Here is a 15,276-nt window from a genome sequence, read left to right as displayed (position 1 = left end):
GAGACCTTGAGAAGCACGAGAAGGAAGTCGACGGCGGCGCTCGCACTGCACGATGCGCTCTACGCCGCCGCACTCGCGGCGGTGTGGGTGCTGGTCCCCGCCACCCCGGCGCTGGCCTACGTGGACCCCTCGGTCATGACCTACACGATCCAGGCGCTGGCGGCGGTGGCCGTGGCGCTCTCGGCGGTGCTGGGCGTGGCCTTCAGGCGCACGCGCAAGGCGCTGGCGAGGATGCTCCACATCGATGAGGACGCCGGCCGCGTGGCCGAGCCCGCGGTCTCCCGCATCGACCCCTCCGGGAAGCCTGCGGCCGACTCTGCGGTCCGCGAGGCGCTCGCCTCGGCCGGCGCGGCCGCACGCGGGGCTGGCGGAAAAAGGCCCGAGAACGGCTACTCACCCAGCTGGCCGAGGCGTCTGGTCTCCGGCCTCCTGGTCGGGGCGCTCTTCTCGTTGACGCTTATGATTTCCGCCCCGTACGAGCTCATCGCCGGTAACAGCGCAAGTCTCATTTTCTCCCTCTCGCAGACATGGCAGGTGTTCGTGCTGCCGGCGGTTGCCGTGGCGGTTGCCATCGCCTCCGTTCTCGTGCTCCTTCGCGGGCGTGCCTCCAATGTGGCGCTGATGCTCGCCTTTGGCTTCGTGCTTGCCTCCTACGTTCAAGCCATCTTCCTTAACGGCAATCTTCCGAGCGCGGATGGCTCTGTGGTCGACTGGACCCAGTATGCGAGGACGGCGGTGTGGACCACCCTGGTCTGGGCAGCGATACTCCTTGCGCCACTCGAGTTGAGCCGTATCAACCGCTCCGTTGCGCAGAGCGTCGTCTCTTTTGTGGCTGCGGCGTTGATTGTGATTCAGGGTGTCGGCGTGGCGAGCCTTTTCTCCTCAGACTCGGCAATCACGACCAAAGAGGCTTCAGAATACATGATGACGGAGCGTGGACTGTTTACGGTCTCTCCCAAGAAGAACATCATTGTCTTCGTACTCGACATGTATGACACCTCGATGGACCTCATGCCTGCGGTTAAGGAGAATCCAGCCCTTCTCGACGAGATGACGGGGTTCACGTGGTATCAGAACTCGAGTGCCGTCGTCACGCCAACCCGAAACGCCATTCCCACGATGCTCGTAGGGCAGCAACGCGCCAATAGTGCGGTGCCTGACTACACGGAGGGACATCAGTACTTGACCGACCTTGCCAGCGCCGGATATGACGTAGGCCTCTACAGCGATATCCTCCCGACGGACAACCCTTACTACCGGGACAATGCGTTCAACATTGTTCCCACTGACGGGCGGCCCACCGATGCGGCCCTCGACGAGGAGGGAACGCTGCGGGTGCTCTACAAGTGCACCCTGTTCCGCGACCTTCCCTGGCCGTTCAAGCCGTTCTTCTGGTTCTACACGGACGACATCAACCAGGCGATGGTAGAGGCTAGCGAGCAGCCGACAGGCGAGGCCGACCCCAATCGCGGCTCGGAGGTTCCCTACACGACGAACGACATCGGATATGCGAGCGACTTGGAGTCGATTGGGCTTGCTGCGGTGGACGAGGGCGAGACAGGCGCCTTTAGGTTCATCCACCTCAACGGGGCGCATTACCCCTACACCATGGATGAGAACGGTCAGCCTGGGACCGACCTATCTCGTGCGCAGCAGGCAGCCGGTAGCATGAACACGGTAAGCGAGTACCTGAGGCAGCTCAAGGCTCTTGGGCTCTACGATGATGCGACAATTATCATTACTGCTGACCACGGCTACTTCGCGTCATCCGACGCGTTTGCCCTTACTGATTTTGCTGCAAATCCGATTATGCTCGTGAAACCACCCGAGACTCATGAACAGGGAAGCCAGCCCTATGCCGTCTCTCAAGAACCGGTGAGCAATGCCGATGTTCTGCCCACAGCGCTGGCTGGGCTTGACTGTGACAAGTCAGAGTATGGCGTCGATATGCTTACGGAGGATGATCCCGGCCGCGTGAGGTACTTCAGTCTCTTGAGCAAAGACAGCGAGGGTGTCGAGCATGGGCTTGTCGAGTATGAGATCGCCGGCGATGCCAATGACATAAAAAACTGGCATCCAACTGGCTGGATTCAGGATTTCTCCACCGGCTCGTGGGTCCAACGGGGTCAATAGGAGAATGAGGTGGCTTGCTCATTCGAGATAGCCCAATAATGGAAAGCGCAGTGATTTCGAGAAGAGCGATGGCGAGCGACTTCGACGGGACGCTCTTCTTTGGCATTGGCAGCCGTGTCCATCCGCTCCGCCGCTTCCTTCCTCGTGACCTAGACGCCATTCGCGAGTTTCGTGCGAGAGGCGGCCTGTTTGGCGTGTGCACGGGCCGTCCGCTCGGTGCCGTTCTCGACGATGCGGGGGATGCGCTCGGCTTTGACTTTGCCATCACGAGCAGCGGCGCGTGCGTGAGCGATGCCGAGGGGAACACGCTCTTCTCGCGTGAGATACCCAGCGACGACGTGCGGGCGGTGTTGGACGTCGCACGTGGGCAGACGTCGCGGCCGTCATTTCTGGCCGTGAAATCGGGCTATCTGGTTCTGGGGGAGAGCAGCATCCCTGGGCTGCCTGAGGCGTTTCTCAAGCGGCTGAGGGTTGTGAGCTCCGTCGATGAGGCGCTCTCGGCTGAGCCAGGGGAGCGTGGTGAATCGGTTCAGGTTGTCTCGCTGGGCTTTGCCAGCCAAGAGAGGGCTGCGCGCTTTGTTGCCGGGGTGGGAGAGCTGCTTGGCGGAAGGGTCGCGGCGTATCAGAACCTCGACTCCGTGGACGTTGTCCCAGCGGGATGCTCCAAAGGCGCTGGACTCGCGATTGCACGCGAGCGTCTGGGGCTGGGCTTGGTTGGTGGCATCGGTGATTCCTTCAACGACCTGCCGCTTCTTGACGAGGCAGATGTGGCGTATACGTTCAACCGCGCTCCGGAGGCCGTTCGGGCGGGTGCCGATGTACTGGTGGACGACGTCGCCGGGGCCCTTGCAGACCTCGAACGACGATAGGTGACCTCGAGGAGTGCCGACTGAGCCACTATGGCGCGAATTCACGGTTGGTGGCAGTTGTTTTGAGACACCTCAAGTACAAATCGCTTCAAGAGTTGATTATCCGCAGGTCAGGGAACTGCGACCATAGACCAGACATATAAAGGATTCAACGGAAACTGCCACTAACCGAATTCTTTGGATTGGACTTGATTCGAGGCTACCCCAATCGGTTCAAGACGAGTGAACGTAACCCTGTGAAGTGGTATGACATTTCAGGATCATTACCGCTTACAGACGAAATTATACCGTTCGTTACCAGCGTTTTTCTAATTGTACCGATTTCAAAGAAAAGTATTCCAGTACACATTGACAAAAATGCCAATACAAATTAATTTGCAATCTGGAATTACAAATAGGGAATCCGGAATGAAATGGAGCGGTTATGGCTGACAAGCGCACCGAGGTACTTCTCTTGACCCATGACGGATGGGGAACTGCTTTGGTTGATAGCCTTACTATGATTCTCGGCAGCATATACTGCGTTCATGAAATACCTCTTCTGCCTTCGTACACCCTTCCCGAATACCTCGGTCTCGTTCGTGAATATGCGGAGCAACTATCCAATGACTCCCTCATCATGACAGACCTCATAGGCGGAACGCCATCGAACGTCGCCGCTATGGTTGGCAATCAAACTGGTATCAGAGTCTTTTCTGGCCTTAACGCGCCCATGCTTCTCGAGGCATGCGTCGAGCTGCAAGGTGATGGCCACCTTGATTTCGACGCCATCCTCGCCGCTGGGCAGGGCGCTTGCAAGGACGTGGTTGCAGCTGTTCGCGAAAACATGAGCAAGTATAAAGGAGGTTGTGGTATGGGAAAGATTGTTCTTACTCGAGTCGATTCCCGTCTCATCCATGGGCAGGTGATGACCAAATGGGTGAACCAGGTTCAAGCCAACAAGATTGTCGTTGTGAGTGATGAGCTCGCTGCGGATGAGTTCATGAGGAGCATTTACCTTATGAGCGCGCCTGCTGGTATTACGGTTGACTGCCTTTCGGAGTCTCAGGCTGTCGAAGCTTTTAAGGCGAACTGCTTTGGCGAAGGAAACGTTCTGCTCTTGCTTCCGAGTCTCCAGGCGTTGAAAAACATCTACGATGCGGGCGTCACCGTCGAGTCAGTCCAGATTGGAGGGCTTGGAGGAGGGCCTTCTCGCAAGGTCGTCTTCCAGAACATCACACTGGACGATGCAGATGCAGATATCTGCCAGTGGCTTGCAGACAAAGGGGTCAGGGTTACATTCCAGACCATTCCCGAGGATACTCCCCAAGACGTCCAATCAATCCTAAAAAAGTATAGAGGGTAATGCGCTGGCATTGTTTGTTTCGGCCTTTTCTCACACGTTAGGAGACCTTGCATGAGCACTATGGGCATTGCAATTTGTATGGGTCTGTACTACTGGATTGCACGACTTAGGTTTGGATACACCATTTCAAGCGCGCTGCTCCAGCCAACCACAATTGCAGTATTTGTTGGCCTCATCACAGGCCAAATGGCGCTTTCGATGGAGATCGGTGCTGCGCTTCAGCTTGTGTATCTGGGCGTCACCTCAACACCTGGCGGCAACGTACCAAATGACCCCGCCCTTGCGGGAACTATTGCCATCCCCCTTGGCGTTATGGCGAACATGAGTCCTGAGCTTGCGGTGGCGCTTGCCGTTCCCTTCGGCGTCATTGGCGTGTTCGTTGACCAGCTTCGTCGTACCACCAACGCATTCTGGGTTCACATGGCTGATAAGTACGCTGAGGAGGCAAACGTTGCCGGAATCATGAGGTGCGCTTATCTCTTCCCGGCGCTGATGGGCTTTGTCATCAGGTTCCCGTTTGTCTTCGTGATTGATTACTTCGGAGCGGATTGGGCGCAGGCGCTCATCAACGTACTTCCGGATGTCCTTCTCCACTCGTTCGAGGTCATGGGAGGCATTCTTCCGGCACTTGGCTTTGCCTTAACCATCATGGTGATTGGCAAGAAGGAGCTCATCCCCTTCTTCTTCCTTGGTTACTTTGCCGTTGCGTATCTCCAGATTCCTGTCATGGGAATGGCAATCTTTGGCCTGATAATTGCTCTTGTCATGCGAATGATTGTGTTCCCCGACACTACCAACGTGAGCATCTTTGCAGACAAGACTGCTCTTGAGGAGGAGGCGGAAAAGCAGCACATCCTCTCCAAGGCAGATGTTACCAAGTCCTTCTGGCTGTACTACTTTGGTTGCGAGGAGTCGAACTCCTACGAGCGTCTTCAGTCTTTGGTGTTCTGCGCCTCTATGGCACCTGTTCTCCAAAAGCTCTATCCCGAAAAAGAAGACCTTTCTGATGCGTTGAAGCGTCACCTTGTCTTCTTTAACACTGAGGGAACGCTTGGCGGAATCATCCAGGGCATCTCTCTCGCAATGGAGGAAGAGAAGGCCATCGACGGCAAGATTCCCGGCTCTGCCATCACCTCTATCAAGACTGGCCTTATGGGTCCCATTGCGGGTATGGGAGACGGCATTGTCTGGGCAGTCGTCATGCCAGTAATCTTTGGCATCTTCATTCCCTTTGCTGAGCAGGGAAGCCCTATTGGCGGAATTATGCCCCTCATCCTTTGGCCTGGAATCACTATCCTCATCCAGTACTTCATTACTCATTACGGTTACAAGCTTGGCCGCGAGTCAATCTCTGGTATTCTTCAGTCCGGAATGATGAAGTCCATCATCTATGCGGCCAACATCCTCGGTCTCATTATGATGGGTGCGCTCTCGAGCTCGTATATCAACATCAAGACGCCGCTGTCCTTCACGATGGCAGCTGGAAACACGCTCGAGATTCAGTCAATTCTTGATGCCGTTATCCCCAACGTTCTTCCCATTATTGCGGTGTTTGCCATTTACTTCTATATGCAGAAGAAGGGACCACGATACAACAGGATTCTTCTTGCGATTATCGCGATCAGCATCGTCTGCGCTCTGCTCGGCATTCTTTAACAGTTACGGTACAAGAGTATCGCCCGACGCCAGAGTTGGCTGGCGTCGGGCACGAGTGTGAAGGGAAGGTTTGGTTTGGGAATCTACCAGGACCTCGGTCTTAGGCGCGTGGTCAACGCGTCCGGCAGGGTGACGGTGCTCGGGGTCTCGGCCTTCAGCGACCGGGTCGCCGAGGCCGCGAAGGAGGGCGGACAGTCCTACGTGGTCGTCGAGGACCTCATGAGGCGCGCCGGCGAGCTTATCTCCCGGCACACCGGCGCGGAGGACTCCTGCCCCACGTCGTGCGCGTCGGCCGCGATAGCGCTAACGGTCGCGGCGCTCGTGACGCGCGGCCGGTGGTCGGACATGATGCGCCTGCCCGACTCGTCCGGCCTGCCGAACGAGGTCGTCCTCCAGAAGGGGCACTCGATCAACTACGGCGCCCCCATGGCTACGATGATCAGGCTCGGCGGCGGCGTGCCCGTGGAGGCCGGCCAGGCCAACGAGGTGAGGCCGGAGGACATAGAGGAGGCCATCTGCGGCAGGACCGTGGCGCTCCTCTACGTGAAGAGCCACCACTGCGTGCAGAAGGGCATGGTCGCCCCCGAGGTCATGCGCGACATCGCGCACGCCCACGGGCTCCCCTTCGTGATGGACTGTGCTGCCGAGGAGGATCTCCGGAAGTACATCGCGCTCGGGGCGGACGCCGTGATGTACAGCGGGGCCAAGGCCATCGAGGCGACGACGTCCGGGTTCGTGACCGGGCGGGCGGACATCGTGGCCAACGTCCGGAGGCAGTACGCGGGCATCGGCCGCGCGATGAAGGTTGGTAAGGAGCAGATCGTCGGCCTCCTCGCTGCCCTCGACCAGTACGACGCTCGCGACCACGAGGCCGAGGCTGCGGCCAACGAGGCGAAGGTCGACTGGCTCGTCGGCGCGGTCAACGGGATTCACGGCCTAAGGGCTGAGAAGGTCCGGGACGAGGCGGGCCGCGCGATCTACCGCTGCCGCGTGTCCCTCAGAGAGGGGGCTCCCGCCGGAATCACCATGCAGGGGGTCAACGAGAGGCTGCGCGCAGGGGACCCGATCGTCTGGGCGCGCACCGAGTTTTTGAACCTTGGCAAGATCGATTTCGACCCACGCCCGATGCTCGACGGCGACAAGGAGCTCGTCGCGGAGCGACTGAGGGAGATCATGGAGGCATAGACCATGGCAATCGACTACTACAACGACCGCGTCTGCCTGAACGTCCTGGGTGGGAGCCTGGAGAACGCTCGGGATATATACGAGGCCGCCGAGCACCACGTCGAGGTCGGCGTGCTCACCGCGGACTACCCGGACGTCCCCACGTGCGTCGGGGACATGGGGCGCTACATGGAGGCCCTCGATGGCAACCTCTCGGTCGGCCTGGGTGGCGGCGACCCCAAGCAGTGCTACATGGTCGCCGAGGTCGCGAGGAGCGTCAAGGCGAACCACTTCAACCAGGCGTTCTGCCAGGTCAGCGCGACCCGCGCGAACGTCGGGAGCGACGAGTGCCACATCAACGCGATGTGCGCGCCGTCCGGCGTGCCCGGCCTCGTGAAGGTCTCGACCGGCCCCGTCTCCAAGGGCTCCAAGGCGCCGGCGCTCGTGCCCGCCGACACGGCCATCGACATCGTGCGCGAGATGGGCGGCGACTCCATCAAGTTCTTCCCGATGGGGGGCCTTCGCTGCGAGGACGAGCTGAGGGCGCTCGCGGAGGCCTGCGCGCGCAAGGACTTCGTGCTCGAGCCCACGGGCGGCATCACCCTCGACAACTTCGACGAGGTCATGCATGTCGTGCTGGACGCCGGCGTGAGGAGGGTCATCCCCCACGTCTACGGCTCGATCATCGACAAGGAGACCGGGCTCACGAGGACCGACGACGTCCGCACCCTGCTCGCGAAGGTCAAGGCACTGGTGTAGGCGGTCGCAAAGGTTCTGGCTTCTCAATTTGTTGAGGTCGAGTGGGTATAATCACTCAGGTTGGAGGAAAAAGCGGACGGGCCCGAAGCCAATCGGTGCCCGTCCGATGGGTTTATAGGTTTGCGGAGTAATGCCGCCGAGAGTACGGGAACCACATGCCTAAGTACAAGGCTATAGTCAAGGAGCTAATCGAAGCCATCAGGCGTGGTGACCTCAAACCATATGACCAGCTTCCTACTGTCGTAGAGCTTTGCGGAAAGTACCATGTTAGTAGAAGCACGGTTGAACTTGTTATGGATGACCTTGAGCGTCAGGGCTATGTCTCTCGTAAGCGTGGTTCCGGCGTCTATGTAAAAAAGGTTGCTAAAAGCGTTGCTGGAGCACCACTAAATACCATTGCGCTTACTGATGGCACAAACGTCGACTTGCAGAGCAATCCTGTATGCAGAGTGCATGAGTTCACAATCGTAAAACCCGACAGCAAGATTATCCATTTCCTTGGCCTTCATGATCACAGCTTTACATACTACATCTGCAGGTCCCACATGCTTGGTGACACAATTCTGGATGTCGAATATCTGTACTATCCGGTTGAGATATTTCGAGATATCCGGCTTTCCTCTGCAGAGACCTCGGTGCGCTCATGGATTGAGGAAAACTATGAGGTGACGCCAGATACCTATCACAAGATGCTGAGGGCTGTGAGCCCAACACCAGAGGAGCGAGAGATTCTTGGTGTCGAATCGGAGACCCCGCTTCTGGAGATTGAGCAGGTAGGCTACCTCGATGATGGAAGACCATTTGAGTATCTAGCCGCTCGTTTTCCCGGCGATACGGCTGTTTATCAGACGGTGGACTCGGACTCGCTGCCGGTTTAAGTGCTGCTTGTCCAAAAACATGGGACAACTCTTGGTTTGTTGGTTTGCTAGAGTCCCTTTCCCGAGCCTCCAGAAGAGCTGGCGTCGCTGCCCGTTGCCTTGAACTCAAAGCGATCGCCGGGAAACCGCTTAATGAAGACGCCAAAGGGTTTGCCGTCCATAAGGTATCCCACCTCTTCGACCTCGAGGAGTGGTATCCCGTATTCGAGCTTTAACCTTGCTCTTTCGTCGTTGGTTGACAGTACCGAACGTACGGTCTTCTCAAAGCTCCCTGCGGGCACTCCAGTGTGCTTCGTAGCCTCTGTGGTGACGTCTCCGCCGGCAGCGGCCATAGAGAGGCTGCCGACAGACTCAATGGGAAGATAGACGTATTCCATGCAAGTAGGTAGCGGTCCATTGTGGTGCAAGCGCGTCACTAAGTACAAGAATGACTGCCTGTTGATTCCCAGCAGACGAGAAATTCGGGATTCTGGCCTAATGACATTGAAGTCAATGACGTCGACGGAGTCTTTGCTTGGCATCTTCGCTGCTCTCGGAGCAATCTGAACAACTTGGTTCGGAGCCTTCCAGCCTATCGAGCTTGTCTCAATTGCCTTGACATATATGCCCGACCCCTGCCTACGCGATATCAAGCCCTCGTCAGACAGGGTTTGGAGCACTTGATTGATGGTGCTTTTGCTGACTCCGTATGCGGAGCAGAGCTCTGTAACGGGAGGAAGCTTCGCATAGGGCTTAAGAGTGCCATTTGCGATGCATTCCTCGATGTCTCGAACGATCTCTTCGTACTTGTACATGATTCCTCGTCGATAGCTAAGCGCGGATATAGCAAGCGGCTCTTCCACACACTTTAGTATTCTTCCGTGCCTTTCCCCGTTTCGATACCGCTTGCAGTCTCGAAACGACCGTTAAACACAATCGAGACACATACGAATTGTATCGGGACAATAATCTAGGCTGTTCCGGGTGAGTGCTATTGCTTGGCCTCAGTGAAGGGAGAAGTCAACGTGAGATCGGTAACCATAAAGAACGGAATGCTCCTCTCGCCAGTTAATGGCCTAATGGGCGAGCGCGGAGACGTGATTCTCAGAGATGGCAGAATTGCCCAAGTTGGAGAGGGCCTTCCTGAGAAAGGCGAGGTAATTGATGCGTCTTCGCTTTACGTTACCCCTGGATTCATTGACATTCACACTCACGTCTACCCAAAGTCATTCCTGGGGTTGGAGCCCGATGTGCTTGGGCTTGAGCGGGGAGCAACTACGGTTCTCGACGCAGGCAGCAGTGGATCCGATACTTATGATGACTTCAAGACAAACTATATCGATAAGGCCCAGACGAAAGTCTTCACCCTTCTCAACATCTCTAAGGAGGGAATTCTTCGCGGTCACGAGCTCAATGACCCATCAAAGATCAATGTCGAAGCCTGCGAGCGAGTTGCGCGTGAGCATGCCGACAACATTGTTGGCATCAAGGCGCGTGCATCGTCGAGTGTTGTGGGGGAAGAGGGCCTGCGTCCGATAGTCGTCGCCGCACGGACTGCCCATGAGTTGGGACTTCCGCTCTTCGTCCATGTAGGCAACTTCCCGCCTGCCCTTATGACGGTTCTTGACCTTCTTGAGAAGGGCGATGGAATCACTCATACGTACCACGGCAAGCCCGGTGGCATTGTTACGGAAGAAGGCAAAATTCTTCCCCAGGCGCTGCATGCACGTGCCCGTGGAGTTCAGTTCGACGTTGGCCATGGAATCGAGAGCTTCAGCTTCAAAACGTATGAGAAGGCGCTTACCCTCGGCTTCGACTGCGACACGATTTCCACCGATCTCCATGTAGAGAATTACGAGGGTCCCGTTTACAGCATCGCGGCTGTTATGAGCAAGCTTGTAAGCCTCGGAGAGTCTTTCCCTGACGCCGTTAGGAAGGTTACAAGCGCCCCCGCCGCACAATTCCATCTCAAGGGGCTGGGCCAGCTCAAGCCGGGCATGATTGGCGACGTCAACCTTGTCTCCCTCACTGATTCAGATGATGTGGTCGCCGATTCAACCGGAGACACCATCTCTCTTAAGAAGAAGGTCGAGGTTATCGAGAGCGTTTATTCAAAGGGGGAGAACATTGAAAGATACCGCCACTAAATCCACTCCTGCGGCCTCCTCTAAAACGTTTGATTTGTCCTCGACGGTCGATCGTGTCGAAAGCTTCCTATCGTCTCAGGGCGTTGTTTTCGATGGCACGCAGGAGCCCATGTTCCGCAACCACATTGATGCCCTGAAGCGTCGAATAGAGACGGGTGAGTTTACGGAGGGTCTCGAAGATGCTTTCGGAGAGGTTTCTTCCCATGCGTTCGACCTTGCCCGTGAGGTAGCTCGACTCGTCTATGGAGACGAGTCGAAGGGGATTAGCGAGTCGGAGATTTTCCTCCTTGCTACTCATATCGAAGTTGCGTTGAGAAAGGAAGGCATGCAATGAGCGAAGTAAAGCGTCCTCTGGTTGTAATTGGGCACAGGCTTGGAAAGGGCCAGGCCGTAGCCTGCGGGGTCGAAAAGGCTGGCGGAACCGCCTACGTTATCCCTGGCATGGCCGCAGACATGAAGCTTGGCGATGTGATGAACGAGAAGGGTGCCGACCTCGGCGTTAGCTTCTGCGGGTCTGGTGGCGCTGGCGCTCTGACCGCTCACACCAAGTACGGATGGCCTGCCATTTCCGAGCTTCGAAGCACCGATGCTGCCTATACGGCCGTGAAGGAAGGCAACAAGGTCATCGGCCTAGGCTTTCTGGATGTCGAGGAGCTTGGTGAGAAGATAGTCCAGGCATGGCGTGAGACCCATGACGAGTAAGGAAGATGCGGTTCGGACTGCCGGCAAAGTCATGGATGCCGTGTTCGAGAAGGGCGTTGATGAGGAGCTGAGCTCTCTCGAGGGAGAGGAGCTCCTGGCAGAAGACGTTCGCACGATACGGGTTCATGCCCAAGGAGAGACCCTCGTCGATGCCTCCAACGATTTGTTCAAGGCGCTACGAAACAAGGTCTTTTCGGAGATTGAGGCTCCGATAGTCCAGATGACCGCGGAAAGCGTGGTGTTCGACCGAGTCGTCAAGAACGAGTTCACTGAGCATTTCTTGGGCGTGTTTATGCCTAGGGAGAGAACGCGCTATGACGTCACGGCAAGCATAAAGGTGAACGTAAAGTACTTGAAGTTCGAGAGGGGCGAGGTCTAATGGTTGAAATCGTTATCTATTCAATCATCATCGGAGCCATTGGTGGCGCTTGCATTGCAGCGGGTGCTTCCCGCATGTTCCATGCTCCAGAGGTTCAGTCAATGGGTTCGTTTAGAACTCTCGGCGAGATGAACGCATGCGGTGGGGACTCCGTTGCGCACTTCTCATTTGGCTTGGGATTTCTCTTCTCCTCTGCAGCTTCTGCTGTTGCAGCGGGTGCGCTTACCCAGGACGTCATGCACCGTATCATTCCTAACTGGGCAGCCGGTATTCTCCTGACGAGGAACAAGAATGTCGAAGAGACCGTTCAAGACCCCGGCAAGATGGCAATCGCCGGCGCGGGCGTAGGCGCGGTTCTCGTTACCTTCCTGAACTCCCTGTCTTCGGTTATTCCTCAGAAGCTCTCTGACGTTGCCTCTGGAGTTCTTGTGCCCGCAACTACGTGGCTGATCAATCCCGTCATGCCTGCGGTGTTCTGGCTCGCGGCGTTTGATGGCGGAAAGAGCACCGGCATCTGGGGAACCGTCCTCGGTGGCATCTCTGCGCTCGTGAGCGGCAACGCTATTCCTGGAATTGTCCTCGGTATCCTGATTGGCAAGACTGCAGATGAGAATGGCTACAAGAGCAATGTAGTTAAGATCCTCATCGCAATCGTTGTCGTGATGTTTATCGCAATTGCCTACTTCCGCGGCTTCTTCAACAACTTCTAGAAACGGAGGATCTGACTATGGCAAACGAAGCAAACGACCAGGCGGTCGTTGAGGCGCCAAAGATGTCTGCATTTAGCAAGTTCATGATGAGGGATTCAACCTTCATTCTGCTGGCTATGGGTGCTGCAGCGGCGATTTTCGCCGGCACCTTCATGTACCTCAAGTTCCACACTGGAGCCTTCAATGAGGTGTCGATTGTTGCCATGCTCCAGGGTGGTATCGACACCGGTGACTTCACAGCCGCTGCAGGCTTTGCCGCAGGATTTCTGATTGCCCGCATCCTCGAGGGTCCGCTGGTCGGCCTGATGGATATCGGTGGCTCGCTCATGACAGGCGTAGGCATCGGTCTTCCCGGCCTCTTCCTCTCTATGGGATGGGAGCTTCCGTTCTCGAACTTCTTTATTGCCCTGATTATCGGTGCGCTTATCGGTGCTGCGATTGGCGCCGTGGTCATTCTGATTCGTAAGTTCATGCCCGAGGGAGTTGCGGTTGGCGGAACCGGAATCATGATGGGCGCAGGCAACACAACCGGTCGTTACCTCGCTCCTCTCATCATGATCTCTGCTGCTTCTTACAACGTGTATGCGGGCATTGGCGCAATCATTGGTGCTGCAATCTTCTACAAGATGGGCAAGGAAATGACCGGTGGAGCCATTCTCGGTGCGATGATTCTGGGCGCTTTGCTCGGTTAGGAGGTTTGGTTTGGGAATCTACCAGGACCTCGGTCTTAGGCGCGTGGTCAACGCGTCCGGCAGGGTGACGGTGCTCGGGGTCTCGGCCTTCAGCGACCGGGTCGCCGAGGCCGCGAAGGAGGGCGGACAGTCCTACGTGGTCGTCGAGGACCTCATGAGGCGCGCCGGCGAGCTTATCTCCCGGCACACCGGCGCGGAGGACTCCTGCCCCACGTCGTGCGCGTCGGCCGCGATAGCGCTAACGGTCGCGGCGCTCGTGACGCGCGGCCGGTGGTCGGACATGATGCGCCTGCCCGACTCGTCCGGCCTGCCGAACGAGGTCGTCCTCCAGAAGGGGCACTCGATCAACTACGGCGCCCCCATGGCTACGATGATCAGGCTCGGCGGCGGCGTGCCCGTGGAGGCCGGCCAGGCCAACGAGGTGAGGCCGGAGGACATAGAGGAGGCCATCTGCGGCAGGACCGTGGCGCTCCTCTACGTGAAGAGCCACCACTGCGTGCAGAAGGGCATGGTCGCCCCCGAGGTCATGCGCGACATCGCGCACGCCCACGGGCTCCCCTTCGTGATGGACTGTGCTGCCGAGGAGGATCTCCGGAAGTACATCGCGCTCGGGGCGGACGCCGTGATGTACAGCGGGGCCAAGGCCATCGAGGCGACGACGTCCGGGTTCGTGACCGGGCGGGCGGACATCGTGGCCAACGTCCGGAGGCAGTACGCGGGCATCGGCCGCGCGATGAAGGTGGGTAAGGAGCAGATCGTCGGCCTCCTCGCTGCCCTCGACCAGTACGACGCTCGCGACCACGAGGCCGAGGCTGCGGCCAACGAGGCGAAGGTCGACTGGCTCGTCGGCGCGGTCAACGGGATTCACGGCCTAAGGGCTGAGAAGGTCCGGGACGAGGCGGGCCGCGCGATCTACCGCTGCCGCGTGTCCCTCAGAGAGGGGGCTCCCGCCGGAATCACCATGCAGGGGGTCAACGAGAGGCTGCGCGCAGGGGACCCGATCGTCTGGGCGCGCACCGAGTTTTTGAACCTTGGCAAGATCGATTTCGACCCACGCCCGATGCTCGACGGCGACAAGGAGCTCGTCGCGGAGCGACTGAGGGAGATCATGGAGGCATAGACCATGGCAATCGACTACTACAACGACCGCGTCTGCCTGAACGTCCTGGGTGGGAGCCTGGAGAACGCTCGGGATATATACGAGGCCGCCGAGCACCACGTCGAGGTCGGCGTGCTCACCGCGGACTACCCGGACGTCCCCACGTGCGTCGGGGACATGGGGCGCTACATGGAGGCCCTCGATGGCAACCTCTCGGTCGGCCTGGGTGGCGGCGACCCCAAGCAGTGCTACATGGTCGCCGAGGTCGCGAGGAGCGTCAAGGCGAACCACTTCAACCAGGCGTTCTGCCAGGTCAGCGCGACCCGCGCGAACGTCGGGAGCGACGAGTGCCACATCAACGCGATGTGCGCGCCGTCCGGCGTGCCCGGCCTCGTGAAGGTCTCGACCGGCCCCGTCTCCAAGGGCTCCAAGGCGCCGGCGCTCGTGCCCGCCGACACGGCCATCGACATCGTGCGCGAGATGGGCGGCGACTCCATCAAGTTCTTCCCGATGGGGGGCCTTCGCTGCGAGGACGAGCTGAGGGCGCTCGCGGAGGCCTGCGCGCGCAAGGACTTCGTGCTCGAGCCCACGGGCGGCATCACCCTCGACAACTTCGACGAGGTCATGCATGTCGTGCTGGACGCCGGCGTGAGGAGGGTCATCCCCCACGTCTACGGCTCGATCATCGACAAGGAGACCGGGCTCACGAGGACCGACGACGTCCGCACCCTGCTCGCGAAGGTCAAGGCACTGGTGTAGGTAAC

The 15,276-nt window shown here is 58.1% G+C and carries 16 protein-coding genes; 15 read left to right on the top strand and 1 reads right to left on the bottom strand.

From position 1 onward, the window contains the following. Nucleotides 1-6: 6 nt before the first annotated feature. The 7 genes from E0E00_RS02405 to E0E00_RS02370 all read left to right on the top strand — a co-directional run bounded on the left by E0E00_RS02405 (nucleotide 7) and on the right by E0E00_RS02370 (nucleotide 8,804). On the top strand, nucleotides 7-2,133 hold the full coding sequence (locus E0E00_RS02405) for a hypothetical protein (protein ID WP_130811004.1): 2,127 nt from the start codon (nucleotides 7-9) through the stop codon (nucleotides 2,131-2,133). Nucleotides 2,134-2,201: 68 nt separating this feature from the next. Further along, the gene (locus E0E00_RS02400; RefSeq protein ID WP_165443516.1) at nucleotides 2,202-3,002 is read left to right on the top strand and encodes an HAD hydrolase family protein; all 801 of its coding nucleotides are present in this window, start codon (nucleotides 2,202-2,204) and stop codon (nucleotides 3,000-3,002) included. A 424-nt stretch (nucleotides 3,003-3,426) separates the two neighbouring features. Continuing rightward, the gene (locus E0E00_RS02395) at nucleotides 3,427-4,347 is read left to right on the top strand and encodes a PTS mannose/fructose/sorbose transporter subunit IIAB (protein WP_130811002.1); all 921 of its coding nucleotides are present in this window, start codon (nucleotides 3,427-3,429) and stop codon (nucleotides 4,345-4,347) included. A gap of 51 nt (nucleotides 4,348-4,398) precedes the next feature. Beyond that, nucleotides 4,399-6,003, top strand: coding sequence for a PTS system mannose/fructose/sorbose family transporter subunit IID (locus tag E0E00_RS14875; protein ID WP_242622099.1), 1,605 nt, complete (start codon nucleotides 4,399-4,401; stop codon nucleotides 6,001-6,003). Nucleotides 6,004-6,060: 57 nt separating this feature from the next. Further along, nucleotides 6,061-7,188, top strand: a complete 1,128-nt coding sequence (locus E0E00_RS02380; RefSeq protein WP_242622098.1) for a DgaE family pyridoxal phosphate-dependent ammonia lyase — start codon at nucleotides 6,061-6,063, stop codon at nucleotides 7,186-7,188. Between the two features lie 3 nt (nucleotides 7,189-7,191). Continuing rightward, nucleotides 7,192-7,926 (top strand): KDGP aldolase, encoded by a 735-nt coding sequence (locus tag E0E00_RS02375; protein WP_130810993.1) that lies wholly within the window; start codon nucleotides 7,192-7,194, stop codon nucleotides 7,924-7,926. A 155-nt stretch (nucleotides 7,927-8,081) separates the two neighbouring features. Further along, a complete protein-coding gene (locus E0E00_RS02370; RefSeq protein WP_130811001.1) occupies nucleotides 8,082-8,804 on the top strand; it encodes a GntR family transcriptional regulator in 723 nt (240 codons plus the stop codon). Nucleotides 8,805-8,851: 47 nt separating this feature from the next. Here the strand turns inward: E0E00_RS02370 and E0E00_RS02365 are convergent, their stop codons facing one another. Then, nucleotides 8,852-9,598 carry a GntR family transcriptional regulator gene (locus E0E00_RS02365; RefSeq protein WP_130811000.1) on the bottom strand — a complete coding sequence of 249 codons (747 nt, stop codon included), beginning with the start codon at nucleotides 9,596-9,598 and terminating at the stop codon, nucleotides 8,852-8,854. A gap of 210 nt (nucleotides 9,599-9,808) precedes the next feature. On the opposite strand from E0E00_RS02365, the gene E0E00_RS02360 reads away from it, so the two are divergent. Genes E0E00_RS02360 through E0E00_RS02325 form a run of 8 tightly spaced genes read left to right on the top strand, consistent with a single transcriptional unit; the run spans nucleotide 9,809 to nucleotide 15,271 of the window. Then, complete coding sequence (locus E0E00_RS02360) at nucleotides 9,809-10,930, top strand: amidohydrolase/deacetylase family metallohydrolase (protein WP_130810999.1); 1,122 nt, start codon at nucleotides 9,809-9,811, stop codon at nucleotides 10,928-10,930. Continuing rightward, nucleotides 10,911-11,264: a hypothetical protein gene (locus E0E00_RS02355; RefSeq protein ID WP_130810998.1), complete on the top strand. Its 354-nt coding sequence runs from the start codon at nucleotides 10,911-10,913 to the stop codon at nucleotides 11,262-11,264. Before E0E00_RS02360 ends, E0E00_RS02355 begins: the two co-directional genes overlap by 20 nt. After that, nucleotides 11,261-11,632 carry an SFCGS family glycine-rich protein gene (locus E0E00_RS02350; protein WP_130810997.1) on the top strand — a complete coding sequence of 124 codons (372 nt, stop codon included), beginning with the start codon at nucleotides 11,261-11,263 and terminating at the stop codon, nucleotides 11,630-11,632. The genes E0E00_RS02355 and E0E00_RS02350 overlap by 4 nt, the downstream gene beginning before the upstream one ends. Beyond that, nucleotides 11,622-12,011 carry a DUF4312 family protein gene (locus tag E0E00_RS02345; protein WP_130810996.1) on the top strand — a complete coding sequence of 130 codons (390 nt, stop codon included), beginning with the start codon at nucleotides 11,622-11,624 and terminating at the stop codon, nucleotides 12,009-12,011. The genes E0E00_RS02350 and E0E00_RS02345 overlap by 11 nt, the downstream gene beginning before the upstream one ends. Then, nucleotides 12,011-12,721, top strand: coding sequence for a DUF4311 domain-containing protein (locus E0E00_RS02340; protein WP_130810995.1), 711 nt, complete (start codon nucleotides 12,011-12,013; stop codon nucleotides 12,719-12,721). Before E0E00_RS02345 ends, E0E00_RS02340 begins: the two co-directional genes overlap by 1 nt. A 17-nt stretch (nucleotides 12,722-12,738) precedes the next feature. Next, nucleotides 12,739-13,413 (top strand): DUF4310 family protein, encoded by a 675-nt coding sequence (locus E0E00_RS02335; RefSeq protein WP_207302620.1) that lies wholly within the window; start codon nucleotides 12,739-12,741, stop codon nucleotides 13,411-13,413. A gap of 10 nt (nucleotides 13,414-13,423) precedes the next feature. Further along, a complete protein-coding gene (locus E0E00_RS02330) occupies nucleotides 13,424-14,533 on the top strand; it encodes a DgaE family pyridoxal phosphate-dependent ammonia lyase (RefSeq protein ID WP_130810994.1) in 1,110 nt (369 codons plus the stop codon). A 3-nt stretch (nucleotides 14,534-14,536) separates the two neighbouring features. Further along, nucleotides 14,537-15,271, top strand: a complete 735-nt coding sequence (locus tag E0E00_RS02325; protein ID WP_130810993.1) for a KDGP aldolase — start codon at nucleotides 14,537-14,539, stop codon at nucleotides 15,269-15,271. Nucleotides 15,272-15,276: the final 5 nt, after the last annotated feature.

This window comes from Olsenella sp. Marseille-P4559, assembly GCF_900605015.1.
Taxonomy (GTDB): Bacteria; Actinomycetota; Coriobacteriia; order Coriobacteriales; family Atopobiaceae; genus Tractidigestivibacter.
The sequence above is the reverse complement of the archived record's forward strand: the minus strand, read 5'-3'. Positions and strand labels throughout refer to the sequence as shown.